This is a genomic window from Arsukibacterium sp., assembly GCF_018402695.1.
Lineage (GTDB): Bacteria > Pseudomonadota > Gammaproteobacteria > Enterobacterales > Alteromonadaceae > Alishewanella.
Map to the genome: position 1 here is coordinate 494,190 of NZ_JAGYIM010000016.1, position 25,618 is coordinate 519,807.

The window sequence follows — 25,618 nt, forward strand, 5'->3', positions numbered from 1 at the left end:
TTTTATCTAATGCTAAGCATAGTAGTTTATGGCGTGGCCGCAATAGCACCGCATCAGCATTTTACTCTGCACAGCCAGCGGGAAATGCTGCACCATTATGGGGCGAAGCTACGTTTTAAAACCAACTGGAATTTCTCAACTATTTGTAATTAAAAGATAAAATAAAAGTGGCACAAGGTTTTCTTGTACTTGATGCAATCGCAGAAGATTAGTACATAAGGAAAACCATCATGAAGCTTGTTTGTGCCATCATCAAGCCGTTTAAACTGGACGATGTTCGCGAAGCTATTGCAGACATTGGGGTAGAAGGTTTAACGGTAACAGAAGTAAAAGGCTTTGGCCGTCAGAAAGGGCATACCGAATTATATCGCGGTGCCGAATATCAGGTCGACTTCCTGCCCAAAGTAAAGCTGGAAATTGCCGTACTTGACGATCAGGTTGACCGTTTGCTTGAAGCTATTCAGCAAGCCGCTCACACCGGCCGGATCGGCGACGGTAAGATTTTTGTTTATGAGCTGGAACGTGCGGTACGGATCCGTACCGGCGAAGCCGACGCTGAAGCGATATAAGGAGCCCTGTCATGCAAGAACAAATTTTTCACTTACAATATGCCATGGACACCTTCTACTTCCTGATTTGCGGAGTGCTGGTAATGTGGATGGCGGCAGGCTTTTCAATGCTGGAAGCCGGCCTGGTGCGTTCGAAAAACACTACGGAAATTCTAACCAAAAACGTCGCGCTGTATTCTATTGCCTGCATTATGTATCTGGTGTGTGGCTATGCCATTATGTACGATGGCACCTGGTTTTTAAGCGGAATTGCAACCGTCGATGTGGATGCAACTCTGAGCAGCTTTGCTGAGCGGGAAGATGGCTTTACCGGCGGTGCAGTATACTCCGGCGCGTCTGACTTCTTCTTTCAGGTTGTGTTTGTTGCTACGGCAATGTCGATTGTCTCCGGTGCGGTTGCCGAGCGGATGAAGTTATGGGCCTTCCTGGCTTTTGCCGTAGTATTAACTGGCTTTATTTATCCAATGGAAGGCAGCTGGACCTGGGGTGGCAATGCCGTATTTGGTCTGTATACGCTGGGCGATTTAGGTTTCTCTGATTTTGCCGGCTCAGGTATTGTTCATATGGCGGGGGCTTCTGCTGCATTAGCGGGTGTTATTCTACTGGGTGCGCGCAAAGGCAAATACAGTAAAGACGGCAAAATTAATGCTATCCCGGGTGCCAATATGCCGTTGGCCACCTTAGGCACTCTGGTGCTGTGGATGGGTTGGTTTGGCTTTAATGGTGGCTCAGTGCTAAAACTGGGTGATATCAGTAATGCTAATGCAGTAGCGGTAGTGTTTCTGAATACCAATGCGGCGGCGGCTGCCGGCGCTGTTGCTGCGTTAATCCTGTCAGTAATCCTGTTTCGCAAAGCGGATTTAACCATGGCATTAAACGGTGCCTTAGCAGGCCTGGTTGCGATTACTGCTGAGCCGTCTACCCCAACTCCGCTGCAAGCTACGTTATTCGGTGCCATTGGGGGTTTACTGGTTGTAGCATCGATTATTGGCCTGGATAAACTGAAAATTGATGATCCGGTCGGTGCTATTTCTGTACACGGTGTAGTCGGTTTGCTAGGCCTTTTACTGGTGCCGGTAACCAACAGTGACAGTACCTTCAGTGGCCAGTTAATTGGTGCCGCGACCATTTTTGTCTGGGTATTTGTGACCAGCTTTATTGTCTGGTATGTGCTGAAGCTGGTGATGGGGATCCGGGTTAGCGAGCAAGCAGAATATGAAGGCGTGGATGCCTCAGAGTGCGGTATTGAAGCCTACCCTGAGTTCGTCTCGTCGGTAAAGTAAGCAGCCTGGGAAGAGCCGGTGGGACTTCCCGGGAGCGTGTTGGTGATGCAATACCGGTAATTTCAGGTAGCGCATCAGCCAGCTGAACCTAAACCACCAAACTACGTCTATCCTTGTCCTTTGTCTTATAGTCTGACGCCCTGCGGTAATTACCGCAGGGTTTTTTTATACCCTTCGTCCTTGAAGCTGCAGCTTTGTTGCCTTCGTTCGCTCGGCCCAATCACATAGGCAAGCTATGCTCATGTGCACTCGCTTACTTGCCGCCTAATTGCAGCGTCAATTATTTTGGGTATATCATTTGTTGGTGACGGGTGACGGGTGACGGGTGACGGGTGACGGGTGACGGGTGACGGGTGACGGGTGACGGGTGACGGTAAATTTACAATGGCCAAAAAAGCGAAAGGCCGCAAACTTCGCGGCCACTTTCGGTTCTGTTTCAGCTAATCCGTACTGTTACTCTTCCTGAGTAAGTCGTCCCTGGCTCCATCCCGGAGTGTCCAACAGCTTCATGCCGGGTCCTGCTGTCCTTAACTACTACTACCTTGTAATAGCACACTCATCCTGAGTGGTCCTGCGGTCATCCCTGTAATTTTGCGCTTGTGAAGCTAACAAAACCGCCATCCTGGCGCTGCTTCCTGCAATATCATCCTGATATTTAGGCTCTTCCCGGAGCGTGTCCTTTAACCTTCCTTGTGCTATCCTAGCGTTGATTTACATCCTGTAAATCTTACTGACTTCATGTCAGTTGTCATCCGTCGACATGGTTATTATGCAACGAATGACGCTCGCAGGGATCCTGGTTTCAGAAATAAACCTGCTGTAATAATATTGTAAAATGTGAAATTTTAAGAATAACCCATGTAAAACATAGCCTTAATGAAATATATTAGTTTGAGCCCTGCAGCAAATAGCGTTTAAACTTACCTGTTTGTGAGATATATCTCACACAGCAATCAGGTTTTTGTCTCCAACTGCAGTCTCAGAGTAAAAAGTAGCAATAGCATTTGTATCAGTAACAGGGATTCAGGGAAGGTAATGGCAAGAGAACAACTAGGCATATGTGCTGAGGCTAATCTTCATGCCAGCTATCTGCTGTTTAATGCGCCTGAAGGGCAGGAAGCTGTGCTTCGACAGAAGCTGGCGCGGGTACCATTATTGCTTGCCCGGTTGGCTGAACATTTCTCAGAAGCGCAACTGACGGGTGTCGTTGCTATAGGTGCCAATTATTGGGATAGTCTGTACCCGGGGGCCCGGCCACAAGAGTTACAAGCTTTTCCATTTGCTGGCAATGATAACCTGGCACTGGCTGAAGTGTGGGCCGATTTATTGATCGTTGTGCGCTCTGACAGGTTGGATGTCAATTATATTGCGTGTCAGCAAATACGTCAGCTGTTGAAACCTGATGTTGATTTACTTGAGCAATTACAGGGTTTCCGTTATTTGGACGGCCGCGATTTAACCGGTTTTATTGACTCGCCACAAAACCCCAAAGGCAGCCGTAAGCGCCAGTTAGCTCTGGTTGATCCGATGAGTCAGCCAGTATTTGCCGCCGGCAGCTATTTGCACTTACAACGTTGGCATTATGATTTACTTCACTGGCAGCAACTTGATATCAACCAGCAGGAAGAAATAATAGGGATAAGTAAAATAGAGGGAACGTTGCTGCCGTCACCCCGACTTCAGCCAAACAGCCATGCACTAACTTGCAGGCTAGGGAACAAAGAGGGGTCGCCGCTGCTGCTGATGCAAAATATGCCTTTTGCTGAGCAAAACAGCCAAGGCCTAATTAGCGTATGTTATGCCAGCGAGCCTGATAGCTTCAGCCGGCAGTTTGGTTATCAGTTAGGCTGTCAAACTGCCAGCCAGATACCTCAGGAACGAGCGGCAAGCCAATACGACTTATTTTTTGATTATTGCCATGCAGACCTTTGCGCTGCGTTTTTTGCACCTTCACTCAGCTTTCTGGAAATGGCGTGCCGGCCCGACAGTCATTAGCCGGGCAGTTATACCTTTTCAAATAGTTCAGTGACTTTCCCCAGCGTAAAATTGATATTTTTTACGCTGATTGGCGCAATAAAAATAGTGTCATCACCGGCGATAGTACCCAGTACGCCTTCAGCTTTACCTACCGAGTCAAGTAACCGGGCAATCAATTGAGCTGCTCCGGGGCTGGTGCGGATGATGATCATCACATCGTTGTGTTCAATATCTAACACCAGCTGGCGCAGGGGGCTTTTGGTAGTGGGTACACCTAATTCGGGGGGAAGGGTATAGACCATCTCCTGGCGGGCATTGCGGGTGCGGACCGCGCCATATTTACTGAGCATGCGGGAGACTTTGGACTGGCTGACATTGTCAAAGCCATCATTCTTAAGAGCGTCGACAATTTCACTTTGTGAGCCGAAACTTTCTGTTTTCAGTATTGCTTTAAACGCCTGAATTAAGGCTTCCTGCTTTGATTGTTTGGTCATGGAGGCTTTTCTTGTTGTTGAACGCCAGCTAATAGTAACAAATTCGGCCAATCAGTACAGTTTGTCAGGTAAACAAGACGAAAATTCGCTAAAATGCTTAGACTTTAGGCTTAAGCCGTTTGTAATTGTCGTGCCAGTTCAGTATTGTTGGCGCGTTTTATCTTACCCTGACATATGGAGAAAATCATGAAAGTTGCCGTATTAGGTGCTGCCGGCGGTATTGGCCAGGCATTGTCGCTATTATTGAAATTAGATTTACCTGCGGGTACCGATCTTGCCTTATACGATCTGGCGCCTGTTACTCCGGGTGTAGCCGTTGATTTAAGCCATATCCCGACAGCAGTAACGGTAACAGGTTTTGGCAAAGAAGACTTAAACAAAGCTTTAGCCGGCGCCGACATCGTGATGATTCCTGCCGGTATGCCACGCAAGCCGGGTATGGATCGCTCTGACTTGTTTAATATTAATGCCGGTGTGGTAAAAACCCTGGCTGAAGCCATAGTTGAGCAGTGCCCGAAAGCACTGGTGGGTATTATTACTAATCCGGTTAATACCACCGTCGCTATCGCCGCTGATGTATTTAAAAAAGCCGGTACTTATGACGCCCGCCGTCTGTTTGGTGTTACCACTTTGGATGTCATTCGTGCTGAGACTTTTGTAGGTGAATTAAAAGGTAAAAACCCGCAGGAAGTGACTGTCCCAGTAATTGGTGGCCACAGCGGTACGACTATATTACCTCTGCTGTCGCAGGTTGACGGTGTTAGCTTCAGCGATGAGGAAGTAGCATCACTAACTCACCGCATTCAGAACGCCGGTACGGAAGTAGTAGAAGCTAAAGCCGGTGGCGGATCTGCAACACTGTCGATGGGCCAGGCTGCTGCCCGGTTCTGTATTTCTCTGATCAAAGGTTTGCAGGGCGAGTCAGTGACTGAATATGCCTATGTGGAAGGTGACGGCGAGCATGCGCGTTTCTTTGCTCAGCCATTGGTGCTTGGTAAAAATGGCGTAGAGAAGCTGTTGCCAATCGGCCAGCTCAGCAGCTACGAGCAAAAAGCGATGAATGATATGCTTGGCACGTTAAAAGCCGATATCACCCTTGGCGAAGAGTTTGTTAAAAATAACTAAGTGGTATTGATACTGCAAAAAGGCGCGTTAAGCGCCTTTTTTAATAACTTGAAAATAATAAAACAGCTAGTGACTGCGCGATACCGCCATATCGGCCAGCGCTATTAATGCTTGCTTATAGTCTGACTCCGGGATGTTATCGAGCGCCCGGCGGGCTTTTTCTGCCTCCTGCTCTGCTATGGCCCGAGTGTAGCCAAAAGCATCAGTTTGTTCCATGGCTGTCAGGATCTCATTAAGGTGGGCCATGCCGTTGCCATCAGTGATAGCGCTGCGAATAAGATCCTGCTGGACAGGGCTGCCATGTTTAAGGGCATGGATTAGCGGCAGGGTAGGTTTACCTTCTGCTAAGTCATCTCCAATGTTTTTGCCAAGCTCAACAGCGTCAGCCTGATAATCCAGAACGTCATCAATTAACTGAAAAGCTGTGCCTAAATGCATGCCATATAATTTCATGCTGTTCACCACAGCTTCAGGTTGCTCAGCAATAATAGCGGCTAACTGGGTGGCTGCTTCAAATAACTTGGCGGTTTTGCAGTAAATAACCTGCATATAGTTTTGCTCACTGGTGTCAGGGTCATTAACATTCATCAGCTGCAGCACTTCGCCCTCAGCGATAACATTAGTGGCGTCAGCCAGAATTTGCATAATACGCATATCATCCAGTGCGACCATCATCTGAAACGAGCGACTATACAAAAAGTCGCCCACCAGCACACTGGCCTGGTTACCAAATACGGCATTGGCAGTCTGCTTGCCCCTGCGCAGGGTTGACTCATCGACGACATCATCGTGCAGCAGGGTAGAGGTATGAATAAACTCAATAATTGCGGCAACGCTTAGATGCTTATTGCCCTGATAACCAAGTGCTCTGGCAGCTAATACCGCAAGTAAAGGGCGTAAGCGCTTACCACCACTATTAACAATATAAATACCTAACTGGTTAATCAGCGCAACGTCTGAAGTCAGTTGGGAAAAAATATGCTGGTTTACTGCTGCCATATCAGCATCACTGAGCTGGCGTATGTCGTCAAGCGTCATGAAAAAATAACTGCTGAACCCCAAGAATGGCGGCAATTCTACACTATACTGGCTGCCGGCATAAAGAGAATCTCGATCCTTTTCACCACCAGATGATCTTTTTTATAATTGTGCTTGCGGCACTCTTTGAAATTGCGTACAATTCGCGCCCTGTGATTTGAATTAAACACGCCCCTGATGCCTCTATCTAAAAAGTGCAGAGCGTAGGCGTGGCTTGTACGGAGTTAACTATGTACGCGGTTTTCCAAAGTGGTGGCAAACAACACCGTGTGACGGAAGGTCAAACGCTTCGTCTAGAAAAACTAGACTTAGAAACCGGCGCAACGATTGAATTTACCCCGCTGATGATCGCCAATGGCGAAGATATCAGCATTGGTGCCCCTTTAGTTGAAGGTGGCAAGGTAGTAGCGGAAGTGGTCAATCATGGCCGTGGCGATAAGCTTAAAATCGTTAAATTCCGTCGTCGTAAACATTCACGTAAACAGATGGGTCACCGTCAGTGGTTTACTGAAGTTAAAATTACCAGCATCAGCGCGTAACAGGAGTATCGACACATGGCAAGTAAGAAAGGTGTAGGTAGCACTCGTAACGGTCGCGATTCAGAGTCTAAACGCTTAGGTGTTAAGCGTTTTGGTGGTGAGTCGGTATTAGCTGGTAGCATCATTGTGCGTCAACGTGGTACTCGTTTCCACGCTGGTAGCAATGTAGGCATCGGTAAAGATCACACTTTATTCGCTTTAACTGAAGGTAAAGTGAAGTTTGAAGTGAAAGGCGAGCACAACCGTAAATTCGTTAGCATCGTTAGCGAATAAGCAACTTATATTGAAAAAACCCCGCCTGGTGCGGGGTTTTTTTATAAATTTTCTCCCCTCACAATGACATGGGTTATACTTAGCGGCTATGGCATGCGCCTATGTTATTACAGTGGATCAGGACACAACACATGAAGTTTGTAGATGAAGCGATAATCCGGGTTGAAGCCGGCGATGGCGGTAACGGCATTATCAGTTTTTTACGCGAAAAATTTATCTCTAAAGGCGGCCCTAATGGCGGTGATGGTGGAGATGGTGGTGACGTGTACCTGGTTGCTGATGAAAACCTCAATACCCTGGTCGATTTCCAGTTTGAAAAGTACCATAGCGCAGAACGCGGCCAGAATGGCGGTAGCGTTAACTGTACCGGCAAGCGCGGCAGTGATCTGGAGCTGCGGGTACCAGTCGGCACCCGGGCGGTAGATATTGATACCGACGAAGTCATAGGTGATTTAACGACCAATGGTCAGAGGCTGATGGTTGCCAAAGGTGGTTGGCACGGCTTGGGTAACGCCCGGTTTGCCAGCAGTACTAACCGTGCACCACGCAAAAAAACCAATGGTACGCCTGGTGAAATTCGGAATTTACGCCTTGAGTTATTGCTACTCGCCGATGTAGGCCTGTTGGGCTTGCCAAATGCCGGCAAATCTACCCTTATCCGCTCAGTGTCAGCAGCCAAGCCAAAAGTGGCTGACTACCCGTTCACGACGTTAGTGCCCAACCTGGGCGTTGTCCGGGTGGAAGCACACCGATCTTTTGTAATTGCCGACATTCCGGGACTGATCGAAGGTGCCGCAGAGGGCGCAGGCCTAGGGATCCAGTTTTTAAAACATCTGGAGCGTTGTCGTTTATTATTGCACGTGATTGATGTGCTGCCTGCAGATGGTTCTGATCCCGCTGAAAATGCCAGGACTATTATTCAGGAACTACATAAGTACAGTAGCAAACTGGCCGCTAAACCGCGGTGGCTGGTATTTAACAAGCTCGACTTAGTGCTGGACGATGAGTTGGAAGAGACAATTGCTGCCGTGACAAAAGCACTTGACTGGCAAGGCCCGGTGTTTAAAATCTCCGCCGCTGGCCGGACTAATACTGAGCGGTTAGCGGCTGACATTCTGAGTTATATAGAAGAGCTGCCTGCTGAGCAAGTTGATACTGAGATAGCTGATCCGGTTCATTTCAAATGGGATGATTATCATGATGATGCAGCGAGTGAGTTGGTAGACGATCTGGATGATGATGATGACTTTGATGATGACGACTACGATGTCGAAGTGATATATCAGCGCTAAGGTGTAGTATGAAAACTGCGATGATAGCCGCAATGGCGAAAGGCCGGGTCATAGGGAAAAATAACCAGATGCCCTGGCATTTACCGGCTGACTTAAAGCATTTCAAAGCCGTTACTATGGGTAAGCCGGTGTTGATGGGACGGAAAACGTTCCAGTCAATCGGCCGGCCATTGCCAGGGCGGCGTAATATAGTGATTAGCCGGACCACGCCAGACAACAAACAAGGTGTAGAATGGTTTAGCAGTGTTGAACAGGCACTGGCGGCACTGTCAGACAGTGCAGAAGTCATGGTTATCGGCGGTGGAGAAATTTACCGGCAGTGCTTGCCATTTGCCGATATCTTATATTTAACTGAAATTGAGTTGGACGCAGAAGGTGATGCGTACTTCCCTGATTATCTGGCAGCTGGCAACTGGCAACTCATTGCGGAACAACAGTATGCAGCCGATGCCGTGAATCCCCACCCTTATAAGTTTATTACATTACAGCGCAATTAGAGGCTGCCCAGCATTTGCACAGGTTGTAACATATTGCTAAGATGCTGATTAACGATCCAGCTGAGGAGTAGTAAATGAGATTGGTGCCCACCTTATTATGCACAGCCGCGTTAAGTGCCGCTGTTGTTATGTCACCGGTAGCTGTCGCAGATCAGCAGTTAGCGGCGTCAATGTGCGACTATGTTGCGGCAAACGATAGAAACCGTTTACGTAAAGTACTCAGTGACTACCGTCTGCGTCTGCGCAATATCTACGATGGTGTGGTTTGTAATGGTGAACCATTAATCAGGCATGCTTTCAGAAGCAATGCACCCGACGTAGGTGAGTTTATCGTCCGGCAGTTACCCGGCTCGCAAGTTGCTGATTCAGGTGATATCGCCTGGGCTGAAAGTAATGGTTTTGCCGATTCACCATTGTTGGCCGCGTTGAAAGATCGTGCAGGCGAATAACAAATAAATAATAAAAAATCCGCTTATTAAGCGGATTTTTTTTGTCTGATTAATTATGCATACTACACCCGGAACTGCTCCACTGACTGGCGCAGCTCTTCTGCCAATCTTGCCACTTCATGGCTGGAATCCGAGGTTTGCTCAGCACCTGAGGCAGTCTCTTCAGCAATAGCAACAATAGACTCCAGTAACTGGCTAATTTCATTAGACACTTGATTCTGCTCCTTGGCCGCATCTGAGATTTGCTCACTCATATCGTGTGCCAGGTGCACGGCATGGGTTATAGAATCCAGGGCTGAGGTGGCAACTTCCGTTTGAGTAACGCAGTTTTCGGCTTGCTTCTTACCTTTATTCATCGCTTCAACTGCAGCTTGTGCGCCGCTTTGCAGCACCTGAATCATTGCCTGAATTTCCTGAGTAGAGGCCTGAGTTTTACTGGCCAGAGAGCGCACTTCATCAGCGACAACTGCGAACCCCCGCCCTTGTTCACCCGCACGGGCTGCTTCTATTGCCGCATTTAGCGCCAGTAAATTGGTCTGCTCAGCAATGCCACGAATAACATCAAGAATACTGCCGATAGAGGCACTGTCTTTATGCAGTTTGTTAATTACCACAGAAGCCTGGTCAACCTCTTTGGACAATTGAATAATAGTGCTCTTATTGTCCAGCGAAATGCCTTTAACCCGCTCGGCTTCTTTATCGGCATTCTTAATTTCAGCCAGCGCGTCATTTGAACTTTGCAATACGCCCTGTGAGGTACTACTCATTTCGGTTGTTGCGGTAGCGGCCTGAGTAACCTGTGATTTTTGCTCACGAATTGCCTGAGTTGTCTGTACCGTAATCGCTGACGTTTGTTCTGAGGCAGCAGCCAGTTGAGTAGAGCGGGAAATAATACCCTGAATAAGTTGTTGCAGGTTACTGACCACTTTGTTGACATTGCGTGCCAGTTCACCAAATTCATCTTTTGCTGATGCGTCTAGTGTTTTAGTTAAATCGCCTGATGCCACGATACCCAGCATAGTATTTACTTCTGCCAGTGGCTTAACAATGCGCCTGACGGTGACTGTGGCAATAAATACAGACAACAGAATAGAGATTATAACAACGACAAAGATCCAGCTAATTGCATTACTTACCCCAGAGGTAGCATTTTGTTCAATTTCTGCTGCAGCACTTCTGGTTAAGTTAAGCAGGGTATTCAACCGTTCCATGCCTGTTTGGGTAAGTTGATTGGCGGTTGTCAATTGTGCTTCTGCATCTGTTATTCCAGCCAGTAATTGTACTTTTAATGCTGGGATACCGTCGCTTCCTTCTAAATAGCCAGATATTTCCTGCACTTTCTCTGCGATATCTGCGGTCATGGTCACCGCGCTGCCGGCCTCTTCCTGGATAATAGCAACCTGCTCCCGCAACTCCTGTAGCCGGAAAGCAATTTCGTTGCTAACGGTTGCGACAGTGGTATCCGTTTCAGTACGGTTTAAATCGATGACATTATTAATCAGGGTATTGATACCTGTTTCAATCTGGGTTGCTGCCTGATAGGCGCGGGGGAAGCGGCGCTGCACATCTCGGATATCAGTAAAGTCCAGGATAAGCGAGGCCATGTCATCGGCGCTGAACTCCAGGTCACTAATTTTGCCGGCGATAGTAGTACGTAGCCGGATATTGCTGTCTAAACGGCGCTGCAGATTAGTACTTGCTTCGGTAAAGCTGTTATAGGTTTCACTAACCTGCTCTGAGCCCGCTTTTAGTTCCGGATGCTCGTCTATTGCCTGGCGCAACGTATCGGCAGCTTCTATATATACGGCCTGCCGTTCATTGAACCGCTGATTAACGGCTGCCGTTTGCTCAAGCGTAGTGGCATAAAAGCCCTGCAGGCTGGCACGACTCATCGTTACAAATTCGGTTTTCATTGTGGCACTGTTTTCCAGTGCCGGAATGGAGACTTCATTTACTTCAGTGGTGGCGTTACTTATATTATTCAGGCTGACATAAGCGGTAATACCAATAAACAGCAGTAACAGGGAAATGATGGCAAAACCACCCATAACCCGCAACGCTACAGTTAACTTCATAATAACTCCCACTTTAAGTGTTTTCTTTAAGCACCTTAGCTTAAGATTTCCTGCTTAACAAGACTCTAATCAGCAGTTTCGTTGCGCGGGTACCAAACCAGACATTATATGCCGGCTACACTGTACCGTTGCTGGCGTTCAATGCAATAAGCAGTCAGGCTGTTACCCCAGACACAGCCGGTGTCCAGGGCGTGTATATCCTGAACCGGACTATAGCCATTTAACGCAGCCCAATGGCCGAAAAATAGCTGCGGATGGGGTTTGGTCCGCCAGAACTCATACCAGGGTACCAGGTTGTTTAGCTGGGATGGACTGCCCTTTTCCTGCAAGCTCAGGGCGCCATCTGGCGTACAGAAGCGCATTCTGGTGCAGGCATTAATCGTATACCGCCAGCGTTGTTGTTCCGTTTCAGCATGTTGCCACATGGCCGGCGAATCGCCATACATGATAGCAAATATTTGTTCCGGCTGATGTTTTAATTGTTCACTAACGGCAGCTGCTGCTGCTTCAGCTTCATCTGGTGTCCACTCCGGAGACAGACCTGCGTGAACCATTAACTGTTGCTTATCCGCGCTTTGATAAATCAGAGGCAGGTGTAATAGCCAGTCGACAAGTTCCCGCAAGTTGGGTGCCTGCTGTAAGCACTGCAACTTGTCATTGGGTTTTACGGTGCTGAACCCAAAATGGCTGGCCAGAAAGTGCAGATCGTGATTACCCAGAACGCATTTAGCTTTACTACCCAATGACTTAACAAAATTCAATGTTGCCAGAGAGTCCGGGCCGCGGGCAATTAAGTCGCCACAAAACCACAATTGATCGGAGGAAGGGTTAAAGTTGATATGAGCCAACAGGCGCTGTAAGGCGCCATAGCAACCTTGAACATCGCCAATAACATAGGTCGCCATCAGTTAAGAATATTAGGCATTGCCAACCGGAATACCGGTATAGGGGTGTTGAATGTCTGCTTATTACTGCTAATCATTTCATAATGGCCCTGCATGGTGCCGACCGGTGTTTCCAGCACAGCGCCACTGGTATAGCTGTAACTGGAGCCGGGTGCAAGTTCAGGTTGCTCACCCACGACACCATCGCCGTACACCTCAGCTTGTTTACCATTGGCATCGGTGATAAGCCAATACCTTTTCAGCAGCTTAACCTGTTGTTCGCTGTGATTTTCAATCGTAATGGTATAAGCAAATACGAAACGTTTTTCTGCAGGGTCAGACTGGGCACCTAAGTAAAAGTTATCTACTTTGACCTGAATATCGAACGGCTTACTCATCGTTTTTTTCCTGCTCTGCCAGCCACTGCGCAACCTTGATAAAGCCACTAACGGGCAGTTGCTCTGGTCTAATCGTCGGGTCTATACCCAAAGCGCTTATCTGCTCTGCAGTAGCAAAATTGCTAAAGCCATTGCGAAGTGTTTTACGGCGCTGATTAAAGGCTTCTAAACATACCCTGTTTAATACGGCTGGATCAACTTTTGCCCGCTCAGCAATCGGATAGGGCAGCAATCTTACCACTGCAGAGTCAACTTTCGGGGCTGGAGTGAATGCGCCCGGACCCACTTCCACTACCGGAATGGCCTGGCAATAGTATTGGGTCATCACGCTCAGCCGACCGAAGGTTTTACTGCCATGGCTGGCCGTCATGCGCTGAACAACTTCCTTTTGCAACATAAAGTGCATGTTATCAATATGATCAGCAAACTCGAATAAGTGGAATAGCAGAGGCGTGGAAATGTTGTATGGCAAGTTACCAAATATTTTTAACTTCTGGCCAGGGGCCAGCAGGGCCGCGAAGTTGAACTTCATAGCATCAGCCTGATACACTGTCAGCTTATCTGCCAGGGTCGGGTGCTGACTTAAACGTTCTGCTAAATCGCGATCCAGCTCAACAACAATCAGCTTGCCGGCTTCCTCGGCAACAGGTTCCGTGAGTGCACCCAGGCCCGGACCAATTTCCACCATTACGTCTGTTGATTTAGGGGCTATGGCTTTTACAATCCGGCCAATAACATGGGGATCATGTAAAAAATTCTGGCCAAACCGTTTGCGAGCGCGATGGCCCTGATGAATATTATCTGTCATAAATTAATTCGCTTGTTGGGCCAGCGTGATGGCCTGATTTACCGCATGAAATAAGCTTCCGGGGTCGGCTTTGCCAGTACCGGCCAGATCTAATGCAGTACCATGGTCGACTGAGGTGCGAATTAATGGTAAGCCCAGACTGATATTAACTGAACGACCAAAACCTTTGTATTTAAGTACCGGTAAACCCTGGTCATGATACATTGCCAGCACCGCATCCGCATCATCCAGATACTTGGGCTGAAACAGGGTGTCAGCAGGCAATGGGCCGACTAAATCAATGCCCTGTGCCCGCAGTTCATCAAGGGTTGGACTGATAATGTCCAGCTCTTCCCGGCCCAGATGGCCGTCCTCTCCCGCATGCGGGTTTAAGCCGCAGACATAAATTCGCGGCTTTTTAATCGCAAACTTATGCTGCAAGTCATGGTGCAGAATCGTTATTACTTTCAGCAAGCGGTCACGGGTAATGGCTTTGGCAACATAGGCCAGCGGAATATGGGTAGTAGCCAGGGCAACCCGTAAGCCTTCCGTAGCCAGCATCATCACCACATAAGGCGTGTTTGACTGATGAGCAAAAAACTCAGTGTGACCGCTAAACGGAATACCGGCTTTATTAATAATGCCTTTGTGGACCGGACCAGTAACAATAGCCGCGAATTGACCACTGATAGCGTTTTCACCAGCAAATTGCAGGGTATCAACCACATACTGACCATTTGCAACATTCAGTACGCCAGATTGCACGGCTTCAGCCAGGTCAAAATTGGCGACTGTCAGTGTTCCGGCTCGCTGAGCTTTTGCCGGCATTTTGTCATTGTATGGTAATAACGTTAATTCAATACCCAGAGCAGTAGCGCGATCAGTTAAGAGTGTTGCATTACAACACACCACCAGCTCTACCGGCCAGTCCTGGCGGGCCAGCGCCACGACTAAATCAGGCCCTATACCCGCTGGTTCACCGGGGGTGATGGCAATGCGCAGAGTCATTTAACTCTCCGGTAAGACATCAATGAAGGCTTCGTCGCGAATTTCTTTAAGGAAATTCGCTGATTCTTCATTGAAGCGACGGTTATAAATCATCCGGTATACCTGATCACGCTTTTTATCAGCGGTTGCATCCACCACTCTTTTATCCAGTACCTGAGCAATATGCCAGCCATGTTCTGTTCGAAATGGTTCACTGATTTCATTCGGTTCTAAGCGCAGTAAGGTATCCCGGAATGCTGGCACAAAAACCTGAGGCTCACTCCAGCCTAAGTCGCCACCATTCATTTTTGAGCCCGGATCTTCGGAGTGGGCCTTGGCCAGTTCAGCGAAGTCAGCTTCACCAGCCCGAAGCTTACTAACAAACTCCTGCAACGTGTTGCGAGCACGTTCTTCACTCAGAATAATCGACGGCTTGATTAAAATATGACGAGATTTCACTTCTTGGATTTCAGCGACATTTTCGCCGCGGATATCGAAAATAGTTAAGATGTGGAAACCGGCACCAGAGCGCATAGGGCCAATAAGATCGCCTTTTTTCTTATCGCGAATACTCTCAGAAAACAAGGTTGGCATCTCGTTTATATTCATAAAACCAAGCTCACCCCCTTCCAGTGCTTTACCGCCGGAAGAAGACGCGATAGCAATCCGTTTAAAATCACTACCATTTTGCAATAGCTCCATGACTTTATCAGCACGATCTTTGGCCGCACTGATATCATCCGGCGTTGCCTGACTGGGAATTGCGATAAGGATATGGCCCAGATTGTATTCTTCGCTGACAGCACCTTGCTCTTCCATCAGCTTCAGCAGGCTGTCCACCTCTTGTGGGCTGATGTAAATGCGCCGCTGAACACTACCGCGAACCACCTCATTGGTAATAATTTCATCTCTGAGTTTCTCACGAAAGCGCTGATAATCACCTTCTTCTGCTTCAACCTGACGCCGGAAAGCCTCAATACTGAGGTTTTCATCCTGGGCAATAGTGCGGATAGTATCGTCAAGCTGCGCATCACTGATTTGCAGGCCCATCCGCTCTGCCAATTGTAACTGCAAACTGGTTAAAATCAGCCGTTCTAATGCTTGAGTGCGCAGTGCCTGATCTGAAGGTAAGGTTTGTCCCTGAGATTCTGCATTGCGTTTTACCCGGTTAACCACGTCATCGATATCGCTTTGCAACACCACGCTGTTATCAACAATAGCGGCAATTCGATCAATTTCCTTTTCAGCCGCAAGACTTGAAAAACTTAAACAGCTAATAAAAGCCAGACAGATAACTTGCTGTAACTTCATAAATTCCTACACTAATTAGTTAGTAAATATGGCCGGCGGTAGCCAAAAATGCCATTTGACAACATGTCTGATACGCCAAACCCGGCCTTATCGCCGAAACCTTTTAATACAAATTGCAGACTGAGCCCACTGTCCAGCTCACCAAACTGTAAAGCATTATCGATACCTGTATCGAGGTTGGCGACGATGTAACGCCTCGCTACCAGCCGGACTGCCCAGCAGCAGGATTCATATTGCACGCCAAAATTGGCGTCTATCATACGATGATTTGTGACATCACGATAGTAACTGGCAACTAGCTGCCAGTTTTTTGCCAGCGGCACCGTGCCAAGCACACCCAGTTGCTGAATTTCTAAGCCTGAGACCGCGCGGCTGTATCGATGGTTCAATTGCAATAAGGTATTCTCGCTGCCCCGATAATCCAGACTGGCGTTACTTTTGATGATTTGCCGGCCGTCGATATCATATTGGGCTGCAGCACTGAAGTACCATTTACGGTACCAATGCCAGATCATTTCGGCTGCCAGTACCGAGTCGGTAGCCGTTTGAGTTTCAGTCAGGTTGTCGGCGCTTTCCACCGGGTCTTCCAGAAAAAAGATTTGACCGAGACTAAAACGAAACAGCTCGTTATCGACATTGTCATAAAAGCGGGTAGTCCAGCCAACAGTTAACTGATTAGCCTCATTAATTCTGTCGATACCTGAGAAGCGGTTTTGCCGGAATAAACCATAGTAGTCATCCTGCAGCCGGGTTGTGTCATATAAGCCGATATTATTTTGCTGTCGGTACGGAATATATAAATATTGAATTTGCGGTTCAAAGGTTTGCAGAGCAGGCTCACCGAACCAGTCATATTCACGTTCCAGATTCAACCTGCTGTATAAACGCAATTTTGGCAGCGTCCGCTGCACGGAGGTATCAACCTGTGCCGACGGCAGGTTGCCGGTTTGCTGGTAGTAAGTGTAAAGCATGCTTGCTTCAGCAGTAAACTCCAGGGCGGGCGTAACAAAGGGTAAGCGCAGCGTGGGTTCCAGGTGCAGTCTGTTGGCAGAGCTAATCAGCGCATTATCATTTTTAAAATGGGCATAGCTGGCTTGCCAAACCAATTCCAATGGCCTGAAAATTGGCAATGGCCTGGCGGAATTCAGCTGTACTTCTGGCAGAGTCTTATAGGCATCAGAGAAATTACCCAGAATTTCAAAGCCTTGCAGCCTTATCGTGCTGTCAATATTATCACCATAATACGCAAGAGTGGCCTCCCGGTAGAGCTGGGTATCACTTTGATTGGTGTAGTCTGATCCAAGCTCAGTCAGGTAAGCATCGTCACTCACATCAGTAAAATCGATGTAACCGCGCCAGTTAGTTGTTAAATCAGAGCGATGACTTAAATGAGAGAGATAGCGGCTGCCAAAATTTGCTGGTTTATCATTATCTTTATCAAGATATTCGAGTTGCATAATACCCTGATGCTCAGTGGTCAGGTATCGAAATTCAGATTTAAGCTGAGTACCGCGTTTGCTCATATAACGGGGGGTCAGCGTCAGGTCATAATTCTCTGCTAAATTAATGTAGTAGGGCAGTTCAACATCCAGTCCCAACAATTGCGAGCTGGCTATTTTGGGAAGAAGTAAACCAGTTTTTCGCTGCTCGTCTACCGGGAAGGTCAGGTATGGCAGGTATAGAACCGGTATATCTTTAATTTTGAACACAGCATTGCTGGCGGAGCCCCAGCCTTCACCGTCGTTAATTTTTATGTCGCTGGCATGTAAAGACCAGCTGTTGTCATTTATTGGACAGGTTGTGAAAAGTGCTCGATCCAGCCTGATTTGTTCAGGACTGGCCTGCAGGTTCTCAGCATAACCGCGGCCTGCCTGGGCAAGAAACTGGTAGTGGGCATCGCTGATGATGGCCTTGTCATCCACTGTATCGGCAATAAATGAACTGGCAGAAACTTTTAAGCTTTTATCGAAATACTCAATACCTCCATCAGCAAAGATACGTTGCTCAGTGCGGCTGAAGCTGGCACTGGGCGCGGTTAATAAGGTATCACGATGAATAATTTCAACATTGCCATTGAACAGCGCCGTCTGATTACCACGCAGGTCAGCATCATCTGAACTGATCCGTACGGCATTGTCAGCCGGGTCTAGAGTGGCTAAGACAGCAGGCTGGGTCAGTGGCTGATAGCACATCGGTATTACAGGTTCATTGGCTTGCAGCTGACTACAAAACAAGCCCGTGATAGTTATTCCAGTAAACCAAACTTTCATCCAGTATTCTCTGCCCCGGCGTTTACATATTTTTCGATAAGATTAGCCCGCTATGATAAATCAATTTTAGATTTCCTGCTAATCCGATATAGTGCGGCTTTACTGTGGCCTTTGACCTGTTTCAGTAGCTTAGAGCGACAGAAACGGCGTAGTTCATTTTAAGAGGTAAATACTTTGTGGGGTAAAATTCTCGGCGCTTTGTTTGGTCTGGCGCTGCTCAGACTACCAGGGTTATTTATCGGGCTGATTCTGGGGCATTGGTTCGATATAAAAATGGGCGCAAATCTGGCGCGGTTCAAAGGTATGTTTCACGAACCAGATGAGCAGCAAGGTCTGTTTATGTATACCACTTTTGCTACCATGGGCCATATTGCGAAAGCTACGGGTGTGGTCACCCCGGCGCACATTCGTCAGGCCCGCCACTTTATGCAGCAACTTGGCTTGAATGAATCACAGCAACAAGAAGCACAGGCAGCATTTCGTGACGGCAAGGCAAGTAACTTCCCGTTAGTGGCTCAGCTGCAGGCGTTTGCTCAGCATTACGGGCGTCAGCGAGATGTCATCCACTATTTTATCGAGATCCAGTTGGGTATAGCCAGCGCTGATGGCGAGATGAGTCACGACCAGTATATATTGTTGCAACAGGTCGCGCAGCAACTGGCGGTGTCGCGTCTGCAATTAGAACAGCTGCTGAGTGCCTATCGGGCGCAGCAACGTTTTAACCAGCGGGATAGTAAAAAACCGGCCGTCAATGCCGTGCAGGATGCTTACAAGGTGCTGGGTGTTGCCAATGATTGTAGTGAAAAGGAGTTAAAACGAGCATACCGGAAATTAATGGCACAACACCACCCGGATAAATTAATGGCAAAAGGGGTGCCGGCTGCTATGCTTGATGTCGCAAAAAAACGGACTCAGGAAATTCAGGCTGCTTATGAATTGCTGAAAAACCAGCACTAAGCAATCCGCATTACAAACCAATACTGTTTAACCAGCCGGTTATTTCTTTCAGGACCCAGGCATGAACATCTGCATCATAAAAGGTACCCGTTAACTGTCGCTGCCGGTACTGTGCTTTCAGGTTACGATTAACCAACTGTTGTCTCAGCTTCAGGTTGGCATTGGCAAAACGGTTATCGCGCCAATGACTGATATCAAGTGTTGGGATCGATTGCCCCGCAATATCGTTCGCTAACTCCCGGTTCAGGTTAACGTCAGCCAGATAGGCACCCAGCATTATGAAGGCGGCAGGGGGTTCAAGCTGTTCAGCTGCATATAACCGGTTTAATAGGGCGGCGTTGCTGCCTTTAGCAATAACAATGATATTGTCACCCTGTAACTGGGCCTGGCGAATAGCCGCAAGCATCCGCTCTGCAAGCTGTCGCTGGTAGTCAGTGGCATTTTGTTCAAGGTTAAATTCCACTGCGGGCGGCGCCATGATAGCCAGCGTGTGCCATCCATGATCGTTAAGTTGCTGGCGCAGGGTGTCAATATAATGGGGGCTTGCCGGGTGTTCAGCCCAGTCCGGTACCAGAATAGCTGTGCCTTTGTTAAAACTGGTAAGCGCTTCGCGTTGCAAAACGATAAAGTTACCGTCGTCGGTGCTTAACTCAACAACCTCAGTGGAAAGTAATTGCCGTTGCAAATCTTGTTGCCACAGCTGTTGCATGTTTGGCAACTGCTGAGCAGCAGCAGTTGCCTGCAATATGAACGCGAGTACACTCCAGGTTATACCGAAAACATACCTATTGTTCAAATTCCACCTGCTTAACCCAACCTGTGCTATAGGCTGTTATCGGCTAAGCCCGTCATAACGTTAGCAGAATCGTCAATATGAATGTATTCCGGAAAGGTGTACATCACTTTCGAGTCGTGACTGAATTTAACGTAAGTGTCACCCTTCTCCAGTACAAGCACTGCGAGCGAAGGCTGCATAATAAAACAGAATGTAGTGGGTTTGAATTCAGCTAGTGCCTTGGCCATTTCCCGCAGCTGGTCATTAATCGCCAAACGCTGAGTTTCGCCTTCATCGGTACAAACGTGAGCTGTCTGAATCAATGTTGCTGGTTGATCAGCGCGGGCATGGAAGGTAACACATGCTAATACTGCGGCAACAACGCAGCAACGACTTATAGCTTGCATAGACATGATTTTGATCCTCAACTGGCAGTTTACCGGTTAAAACTAGCAGGAACCAACAGTCCGGGCAATAAAAAAAACCGCCAATTTGGCGGTTTTTTGTTAAGCGTAAGAAAATTAACGTAATACTGGTTCTTTAACTTTCGCTGTTACTTTTGCTTCAATCCGCTGGTTAGCTGCATGCGCTTCAGGAGTATTGCCTTCAACCCGTAAGCGGGTTACACCGTAGCCTACAGAGGTAATGCGTGACGATTCAACACCTTCGCTGGTAAGAATGTCAGCGACTGATTTTGCACGACGCTCAGATAAGCGCATGTTGTACGTTGGGTTACCAATGTTCGAAGCATGACCTTCAATAACAACCTCTGATTCCGGGAACCGTTTCATAAAGGCTGCTAACTGAATAACTTCTGAACGCTGATCAGCAGAAACAGACGCTGAATCGAAACCAAATTTCACTTCGATATCGACATCACCAACCCGCTGCATTTCTTCTGTAAAGACGGTACAGCCCTGCGGGTCAACCTGATGGTTGGCTGCAGTATTAGGGCAACGATCATTGATATCTGTCACGCCGTCGTTATCACTGTCCGCTGGCGCTGCAGGTTCAGCAGGCTCTGCCGGAGCAGGTGCCGGGGCAGGTGCAGGGGTTGGTGCGGGTGCCGCTTCTGCACCAAATATCCAGCTGGCGCCAAATTTGATACCTGCGTCATACCATGAACCGTTATTAATACCTTCATAGCGGTTCATTTCTGCGAACAACGCTACATCGTTACGCACAAAATAACGATAACCCACACCGACGTTCAACGCATCTGAGCTAACATTGCCCTCGAAATGTTTCCAGCCACCAACAATATAGAAATTAGTATTGGCCAGATGATACATCGCATCTACACCAAAACGATCTATACCAATACTACCACCCGTTAGTGAATCAAGACGTTGTCTGGCGTACTCTAACCGCACCCCCCAGGTTTGGTTAACCCGATAACCCAGTTCTGCACCGATGCCAGGACCGTGTTCAACATTATCCCAGGCAGCTGAAAGTGACTTGTTCTCATGTGACCAGTAATACTCACCAAATAAAGAACCAAATACTTTGCGTTCCAATTCCGCTGCTGAAGGTGCTTGCGCCAGGGCCTGAGTGCTGATTAACGGCAGAGCAGCCAGTACAGCAAGAGCAGTAATTTTAAGTTTCATCCATTTCTCCTTAGATTAATCCAGCAGTTTAACAGTCAGTTTGTTATTACTGTTAACTATTAATCTGCCATCTATATTACAAATCGTTTTGTATTAAAATTTGTTCTTTATTTAAAATAGTACAGCAATTTGTTATTTAGCAACCCAATATGCTGAGTATCATAAGCCAGTTATCTGAATATGGGGTTAATATTTGTAAAAAGAAGTCAAAAAGAACAATTTACTGAAAAAATGCTTGGTTTTCCATCGGCAGGGTGTTGAAACGATAATAATTCAGCATGAAGCTGTAAACGGTCTGCTGCTGCAAATGTTGCAGCGTCGGCATAAAACTTATCTCCGAGGATTGCATGGCCAATCATTTGCATATGCACCCGTAGCTGATGGGAACGGCCGGTGACCGGCGTTAACATTAACCTGCTGACATCTGCACTGCGATCCAGTACCTGATAATGCGTAACAGAAGCCTTGCCGCGCTGGTAGCACACCATTTGTCTGGGCCGGTTAGGCCAGTCACAAATTAACGGCAGGCATACGGTGCCATGATCAGCCACTACCCGGCCGGTTACTCTGGCAATATATTGTTTGCGGGTTTGGCGCAATTGAAACTGGCGGTTAAGATTGCGCTGAGCATCAGCATTTAACGCCAATACCATTACTCCGGAAGTCGCCATATCCAAACGATGGACAATTCGCGCTGTCGGCAACACTAGTTTAACCCGATACTCCAGGCAATCCCAATGCTCAGCGGCCTTACCTGGGACGGACAACAGACCACTGGGCTTATTTACCACCAGAATATCGTCATCCTGGTAGATGATGTCCAGATAAGGCGTCTGAGGGGGCTGATAACAGAACAATGTCATGTCAATCGTGACTGACGACAATAAGCCGGATCGCATCCAGTTTTAGTCGTGCCTTACTGATATAATCTGTCAGTTGCTGCTGTCTGCTGTTTAGCATATCAATTTCTTCCTGACGAATAAGCGGGTTAACTTGCTTGAGGGCAGTTAACCGTTGTTGTTCCGTCTGCAATGCTTGTTGCATTTTAGCCAAAGCCGTCTGTTGCAATGTTGTCAGCTGATCCATTGCATTAACTTCACTACCGTTCAACAGGGGGTGAATCAGGCTTTGCAGCGCATTGACAAGCTTGCTGGCTGTTTGTCTGCCAACCGGTTTCAATTGACGGTTAAAGTTATCAAACGGGACCTTCTTAGCTAAATCTTTACCCGTCTTGTCGAGCAATAAACGGATTGGTGTTGCTGGCAAATAACGGCCGATCTGCAGCTGAGCAGGAGCGCTTGCTTCAACAATATAAATAAGCTCCACAAAATAGCTGCCAACGGGCAGAGCTTTATTTGGCAGTAATGCTACCGCAGTGTTGCCCTGATTGTCATTTAGCAACAGATCCAGCGTGCCGGTTACCATTGGGTGGTCCCAGCTAAGAAACTGAACGTCCTCCTGCGCCAGTGCGGTTTCACGGTCAAACGTCACGGTTACGCCGTCGTCTTCAAGCCCGGGGTAAGCACAACGTAAATGTTCTGCCGGTGTTAGCACTATACTGGTGTCGGAACGGTCTTCCTGATTAACACCTAACAAGTCCCAGGCCTGAAACATCAGCATTGGCAACTGAGTATCAGCATCTGTTTTTGCAATATCTGCCGCCAGCTGCCGGGCTTTCGCTCCGCCGGCTGAGTTAAGTTCCAGCAGTTTATCGCGTCCTTGTTCAAGTTGTTGCTGCAGAAGCTGATGTTGTTGCCGGCTATGCGCTATTAGTTGTTTAACGTTATTGTCGTCAGGATGCATCGCCGCCAGAAGACTTAACAGCGCAGCGCCATCCTGCTCATATATAGCCCGACCTGTCTGGCAGGTTGTCGCAAACGCGTCCAGGCCTTGCTGGTACCAATCCAGCAGCACGTGTTGAGCGGTGTTTTTAAAATAGGAAATATGTAACTGAATATCGTGTTGCTGGCCTATCCGATCCAGCCGGCCAATCCGCTGCTCAAGTAAATCCGGGTTAAGCGGTAAATCAAACAATACCAGATGCTGAGCAAACTGAAAATTGCGGCCTTCACTGCCAATTTCAGAGCAGATCAGCACCTGAGCGCTGTAATCTTCTTGCGCAAAATAGGCGGCAGCTTTGTCACGTTCAACAATGGACATGCCTTCATGAAACACCGCTGCGCGGATACCTTCTTTTTGACGCAAGGCTTCTTCTACTGTCAGCGCGGTTTCCGGTGCAGCACAAATTACCAGGAACTTGGCCGGTTTGTGCTGTTTAAGTAAAGTCGTCAGATAGTCGATTCTCGGGTCAAATTGCCACCACTGACTACTACTGCCTTCAAATGCCTGAAAAACCTGCTCAGGGAACAGATTAGCGTTCGCCAGTTCCGCTACCGGCTTGTTATGGTTAAGGCTATGAAACACTTTAAGTGCGTTTTGATATTGTTCTGGTAGCTCCAGTGCGACAGGCCGGGCCTGGCGGGCGGGAAAGCCTTTAATACTTGAACGGCTGTTCCGGAATAGAATCCGGCCGGTACCGTGCCGATCCAGTAATTTTGCCAGAATATGTTGCCGGGCTTGAGCGGTCGCTGCCGAGTGCTCTGGCTGGCGTAACAGTGCCAACTCACGACTTATATCTTCTTCATGGATAAGTTGCTGTAAGGTACTGGCCAGCTGGTCACTGAGCTGGCTGGTTTCCAGTAACCCGGCCGCAGTAGTGGCAATTTGCTGATATTGCTGCTGCTCGTCAATAAAAGTCTGATAGTCATAAAAGCGACTTGAGTCGAGTAAGCGCAAACGGGCGAAGTGGCTTTGCTGACCTAGCTGGTCCGGGGTGGCAGTGAGCAGAATAACACCTGCAGTGTCCCGGGCAAGGCTTTCAATGCAGCGGTATTCTTTACTGCTATGTTCTGGCGACCAGGCTAAGTGGTGTGCTTCATCAACGACCAGCAAATCCCAGTCACTGCTTTGTGCCTGCTCCTGCCACTTTTTGTTGTTGCTGATAAACTCCAGGCTGCAAAGTACCAGCTGAGCAGTATCAAACGGATTACTGACATCCAGCTGAGATTGTTGGCATCGTTCTTCATCAAATACTGAGAAATGCAGGTTAAACCGGCGCAGCATTTCGACCAGCCATTGATGCTGCAACGACTCCGGTACAACAATCAGCACCCTGTTGGCCAATCCGGATAACAGCTGCTGATGAATAATCAGGCCTGCCTCAATTGTTTTACCCAGACCCACTTCGTCGGCCAGCAGGACCCGGGGGGCATGCCGGCTGGCCACTTCCTCTGCGATATGCAACTGGTGCGGAATAAGACTCATCCGGCCGCCCTGCAGACCGCGCAGCGTGCTCTGTTGCAAACTACACTGCTGCTGTCTGGCCAGATGACGCAGGGTAAAATTATCAAACCGATCGATCTGGCCGGCAAACAGGCGGTCTTGAGGTTTGTTGAAACTGATAAAATGGTCGAGAAAAGTTTCTTTGAGCTCGGTCTGCTCACCACTATCGGTGCGGGTGCCACTATAAATCAATGTGTTATGTGACTCTTTAATTTCACTGACGACTAAGCTAAAACCCTCTGCACTTTTTATTTCATCACCAATATTAAACACCACCCGGGTAAGCGGCGCTTCGGCCTGCGCATACTGTCGGGTTTCACCGCTAGCTGGGAACAATACCGTTAACATCCGACCCTCGATACCGACCAGAGTACCCAGACCCAGGTCAGATTCTGTATCGCTGATCCAGCGTTGTCCCAAAGCAAAATTCATATCTCAGTTACCATCATAAAATCGGGGCGCCATGGTACTAGTAAATGACCAAAACTGCATCTGCTGCGGCGGCTTTATTTTTGTCTTTGTGCAGTGTCATACCTTTGTCACGATACAGTCGCAAAGTAACGTAACAGCGAATTACATATTTAATTCAGGAATTCAGCGCCAAGCGGCGCAGTTGCACTATGCTTAATTAAGCTACATTGAGCTGACATCAACAATACGGATAACAGGTAAACCTAGTCTCGTTTGAA

24 protein-coding genes are annotated in these 25,618 nt (G+C 47.9%); 10 read left to right on the forward strand and 14 right to left on the reverse strand.

The genetic code is table 11. The annotated features are described in order from the left end of the window. Positions 1-230 precede the first annotated feature (230 nt). The 3 genes from glnK (at position 231) to KG631_RS09740 (ending at position 3,847) form a co-directional block, all read left to right on the forward strand. The gene (gene glnK, locus KG631_RS09730) at positions 231-569 is read left to right on the forward strand and encodes a P-II family nitrogen regulator (RefSeq protein ID WP_019675062.1); all 339 of its coding nucleotides are present in this window, start codon (positions 231-233) and stop codon (positions 567-569) included. An 11-nt stretch (positions 570-580) separates the two neighbouring features. Further along, a complete protein-coding gene (locus KG631_RS09735) occupies positions 581-1,852 on the forward strand; it encodes an ammonium transporter (RefSeq protein ID WP_213999295.1) in 1,272 nt (423 codons plus the stop codon). Positions 1,853-2,887: 1,035 nt separating this feature from the next. Continuing rightward, the gene (locus tag KG631_RS09740) at positions 2,888-3,847 is read left to right on the forward strand and encodes a Dyp-type peroxidase (protein ID WP_213999297.1); all 960 of its coding nucleotides are present in this window, start codon (positions 2,888-2,890) and stop codon (positions 3,845-3,847) included. A gap of 8 nt (positions 3,848-3,855) precedes the next feature. Here the strand turns inward: KG631_RS09740 and argR are convergent, their stop codons facing one another. Then, complete coding sequence (gene argR, locus KG631_RS09745; protein WP_097112942.1) at positions 3,856-4,323, reverse strand: transcriptional regulator ArgR; 468 nt, start codon at positions 4,321-4,323, stop codon at positions 3,856-3,858. A 186-nt stretch (positions 4,324-4,509) separates the two neighbouring features. Between argR and mdh the strand changes: the two genes are divergently transcribed. Continuing rightward, entirely contained in the window at positions 4,510-5,448 is a 939-nt protein-coding gene (gene mdh, locus KG631_RS09750; RefSeq protein WP_213999299.1) for a malate dehydrogenase, read from the forward strand. 66 nt (positions 5,449-5,514) lie between these two features. Here mdh and ispB read toward each other — a convergent pair whose 3' ends face one another. Next, positions 5,515-6,486: an octaprenyl diphosphate synthase gene (ispB, locus tag KG631_RS09755; RefSeq protein WP_213999301.1), complete on the reverse strand. Its 972-nt coding sequence runs from the start codon at positions 6,484-6,486 to the stop codon at positions 5,515-5,517. A 230-nt stretch (positions 6,487-6,716) separates the two neighbouring features. On the opposite strand from ispB, the gene rplU reads away from it, so the two are divergent. From rplU to KG631_RS09780, 5 genes are all read left to right on the forward strand, one after another. Further along, positions 6,717-7,025, forward strand: a complete 309-nt coding sequence (gene rplU, locus KG631_RS09760) for a 50S ribosomal protein L21 (RefSeq protein ID WP_213999303.1) — start codon at positions 6,717-6,719, stop codon at positions 7,023-7,025. A gap of 15 nt (positions 7,026-7,040) precedes the next feature. After that, positions 7,041-7,298 carry a 50S ribosomal protein L27 gene (rpmA, locus tag KG631_RS09765; RefSeq protein ID WP_097112939.1) on the forward strand — a complete coding sequence of 86 codons (258 nt, stop codon included), beginning with the start codon at positions 7,041-7,043 and terminating at the stop codon, positions 7,296-7,298. 131 nt (positions 7,299-7,429) lie between these two features. Beyond that, complete coding sequence (gene cgtA / locus KG631_RS09770) at positions 7,430-8,590, forward strand: Obg family GTPase CgtA (protein WP_213999305.1); 1,161 nt, start codon at positions 7,430-7,432, stop codon at positions 8,588-8,590. A gap of 8 nt (positions 8,591-8,598) precedes the next feature. Next, positions 8,599-9,087 carry a type 3 dihydrofolate reductase gene (folA, locus tag KG631_RS09775; protein ID WP_213999307.1) on the forward strand — a complete coding sequence of 163 codons (489 nt, stop codon included), beginning with the start codon at positions 8,599-8,601 and terminating at the stop codon, positions 9,085-9,087. Between the two features lie 74 nt (positions 9,088-9,161). After that, a complete protein-coding gene (locus KG631_RS09780; protein WP_213999309.1) occupies positions 9,162-9,536 on the forward strand; it encodes a DUF3718 domain-containing protein in 375 nt (124 codons plus the stop codon). 62 nt (positions 9,537-9,598) lie between these two features. Here KG631_RS09780 and KG631_RS09785 read toward each other — a convergent pair whose 3' ends face one another. The 7 genes from KG631_RS09785 to lptD form a co-directional block, all read right to left on the reverse strand. Then, positions 9,599-11,611: a methyl-accepting chemotaxis protein gene (locus KG631_RS09785; RefSeq protein ID WP_213999312.1), complete on the reverse strand. Its 2,013-nt coding sequence runs from the start codon at positions 11,609-11,611 to the stop codon at positions 9,599-9,601. A 104-nt stretch (positions 11,612-11,715) separates the two neighbouring features. Beyond that, entirely contained in the window at positions 11,716-12,516 is an 801-nt protein-coding gene (locus KG631_RS09790) for a symmetrical bis(5'-nucleosyl)-tetraphosphatase (protein ID WP_213999314.1), read from the reverse strand. Beyond that, complete coding sequence (gene apaG / locus KG631_RS09795) at positions 12,516-12,893, reverse strand: Co2+/Mg2+ efflux protein ApaG (RefSeq protein WP_213999316.1); 378 nt, start codon at positions 12,891-12,893, stop codon at positions 12,516-12,518. Before apaG ends, KG631_RS09790 begins: the two co-directional genes overlap by 1 nt. Continuing rightward, positions 12,886-13,701: a 16S rRNA (adenine(1518)-N(6)/adenine(1519)-N(6))-dimethyltransferase RsmA gene (gene rsmA, locus KG631_RS09800; protein WP_213999318.1), complete on the reverse strand. Its 816-nt coding sequence runs from the start codon at positions 13,699-13,701 to the stop codon at positions 12,886-12,888. Before rsmA ends, apaG begins: the two co-directional genes overlap by 8 nt. A gap of 3 nt (positions 13,702-13,704) precedes the next feature. After that, entirely contained in the window at positions 13,705-14,688 is a 984-nt protein-coding gene (gene pdxA, locus KG631_RS09805) for a 4-hydroxythreonine-4-phosphate dehydrogenase PdxA (RefSeq protein WP_213999320.1), read from the reverse strand. Beyond that, positions 14,689-15,978, reverse strand: coding sequence for a peptidylprolyl isomerase SurA (surA, locus tag KG631_RS09810; RefSeq protein ID WP_213999322.1), 1,290 nt, complete (start codon positions 15,976-15,978; stop codon positions 14,689-14,691). A gap of 11 nt (positions 15,979-15,989) precedes the next feature. Next, the gene (lptD, locus tag KG631_RS09815) at positions 15,990-18,248 is read right to left on the reverse strand and encodes an LPS assembly protein LptD (protein ID WP_301003716.1); all 2,259 of its coding nucleotides are present in this window, start codon (positions 18,246-18,248) and stop codon (positions 15,990-15,992) included. Between the two features lie 174 nt (positions 18,249-18,422). On the opposite strand from lptD, the gene djlA reads away from it, so the two are divergent. Then, positions 18,423-19,205 (forward strand): co-chaperone DjlA, encoded by a 783-nt coding sequence (gene djlA / locus KG631_RS09820; RefSeq protein ID WP_213999324.1) that lies wholly within the window; start codon positions 18,423-18,425, stop codon positions 19,203-19,205. Positions 19,206-19,215: 10 nt separating this feature from the next. On the opposite strand, the gene KG631_RS09825 is transcribed toward djlA, so the two are convergent. The 5 genes from KG631_RS09825 to rapA all read right to left on the reverse strand — a co-directional run bounded on the left by KG631_RS09825 (position 19,216) and on the right by rapA (position 25,361). After that, positions 19,216-19,914, reverse strand: coding sequence for a DUF3530 family protein (locus tag KG631_RS09825; protein WP_213999326.1), 699 nt, complete (start codon positions 19,912-19,914; stop codon positions 19,216-19,218). Positions 19,915-20,027: 113 nt separating this feature from the next. Next, the gene (locus KG631_RS09830) at positions 20,028-20,393 is read right to left on the reverse strand and encodes a hypothetical protein (protein ID WP_301003718.1); all 366 of its coding nucleotides are present in this window, start codon (positions 20,391-20,393) and stop codon (positions 20,028-20,030) included. Positions 20,394-20,501: 108 nt separating this feature from the next. After that, positions 20,502-21,587 carry an OmpA family protein gene (locus KG631_RS09835; protein WP_213999328.1) on the reverse strand — a complete coding sequence of 362 codons (1,086 nt, stop codon included), beginning with the start codon at positions 21,585-21,587 and terminating at the stop codon, positions 20,502-20,504. Between the two features lie 206 nt (positions 21,588-21,793). Then, positions 21,794-22,450, reverse strand: a complete 657-nt coding sequence (locus tag KG631_RS09840) for a pseudouridine synthase (protein WP_213999330.1) — start codon at positions 22,448-22,450, stop codon at positions 21,794-21,796. 1 nt (position 22,451) lies between these two features. Beyond that, positions 22,452-25,361, reverse strand: coding sequence for an RNA polymerase-associated protein RapA (gene rapA, locus KG631_RS09845; protein ID WP_213999332.1), 2,910 nt, complete (start codon positions 25,359-25,361; stop codon positions 22,452-22,454). Between the last annotated feature and the right edge of the window lie 257 nt (positions 25,362-25,618).

Coding starts and splice junctions, on each gene's coding strand:
- KG631_RS09835 (WP_213999328.1), bottom strand. CDS start 21,587: ATGAAACTTAAAATTACTGCTCTTGCTGTACTGGCTGCTCTGCCGTTA.
- ispB (WP_213999301.1), bottom strand. CDS start 6,486: ATGACGCTTGACGACATACGCCAGCTCAGTGATGCTGATATGGCAGCA.
- KG631_RS09840 (WP_213999330.1), bottom strand. CDS start 22,450: ATGACATTGTTCTGTTATCAGCCCCCTCAGACGCCTTATCTGGACATC.
- KG631_RS09830 (WP_301003718.1), bottom strand. CDS start 20,393: ATGTCTATGCAAGCTATAAGTCGTTGCTGCGTTGTTGCCGCAGTATTA.
- KG631_RS09735 (WP_213999295.1), top strand. CDS start 581: ATGCAAGAACAAATTTTTCACTTACAATATGCCATGGACACCTTCTAC.
- lptD (WP_301003716.1), bottom strand. CDS start 18,248: ATGAAAGTTTGGTTTACTGGAATAACTATCACGGGCTTGTTTTGTAGT.
- surA (WP_213999322.1), bottom strand. CDS start 15,978: ATGAAGTTACAGCAAGTTATCTGTCTGGCTTTTATTAGCTGTTTAAGT.
- KG631_RS09785 (WP_213999312.1), bottom strand. CDS start 11,611: ATGAAGTTAACTGTAGCGTTGCGGGTTATGGGTGGTTTTGCCATCATT.
- pdxA (WP_213999320.1), bottom strand. CDS start 14,688: ATGACTCTGCGCATTGCCATCACCCCCGGTGAACCAGCGGGTATAGGG.
- apaG (WP_213999316.1), bottom strand. CDS start 12,893: ATGAGTAAGCCGTTCGATATTCAGGTCAAAGTAGATAACTTTTACTTA.
- rpmA (WP_097112939.1), top strand. CDS start 7,041: ATGGCAAGTAAGAAAGGTGTAGGTAGCACTCGTAACGGTCGCGATTCA.
- mdh (WP_213999299.1), top strand. CDS start 4,510: ATGAAAGTTGCCGTATTAGGTGCTGCCGGCGGTATTGGCCAGGCATTG.
- glnK (WP_019675062.1), top strand. CDS start 231: ATGAAGCTTGTTTGTGCCATCATCAAGCCGTTTAAACTGGACGATGTT.
- cgtA (WP_213999305.1), top strand. CDS start 7,430: ATGAAGTTTGTAGATGAAGCGATAATCCGGGTTGAAGCCGGCGATGGC.
- rapA (WP_213999332.1), bottom strand. CDS start 25,361: ATGAATTTTGCTTTGGGACAACGCTGGATCAGCGATACAGAATCTGAC.
- rsmA (WP_213999318.1), bottom strand. CDS start 13,701: ATGACAGATAATATTCATCAGGGCCATCGCGCTCGCAAACGGTTTGGC.
- KG631_RS09740 (WP_213999297.1), top strand. CDS start 2,888: ATGGCAAGAGAACAACTAGGCATATGTGCTGAGGCTAATCTTCATGCC.
- rplU (WP_213999303.1), top strand. CDS start 6,717: ATGTACGCGGTTTTCCAAAGTGGTGGCAAACAACACCGTGTGACGGAA.
- folA (WP_213999307.1), top strand. CDS start 8,599: ATGAAAACTGCGATGATAGCCGCAATGGCGAAAGGCCGGGTCATAGGG.
- KG631_RS09790 (WP_213999314.1), bottom strand. CDS start 12,516: ATGGCGACCTATGTTATTGGCGATGTTCAAGGTTGCTATGGCGCCTTA.
- argR (WP_097112942.1), bottom strand. CDS start 4,323: ATGACCAAACAATCAAAGCAGGAAGCCTTAATTCAGGCGTTTAAAGCA.
- KG631_RS09825 (WP_213999326.1), bottom strand. CDS start 19,914: ATGCAACAGCTGTGGCAACAAGATTTGCAACGGCAATTACTTTCCACT.
- KG631_RS09780 (WP_213999309.1), top strand. CDS start 9,162: ATGAGATTGGTGCCCACCTTATTATGCACAGCCGCGTTAAGTGCCGCT.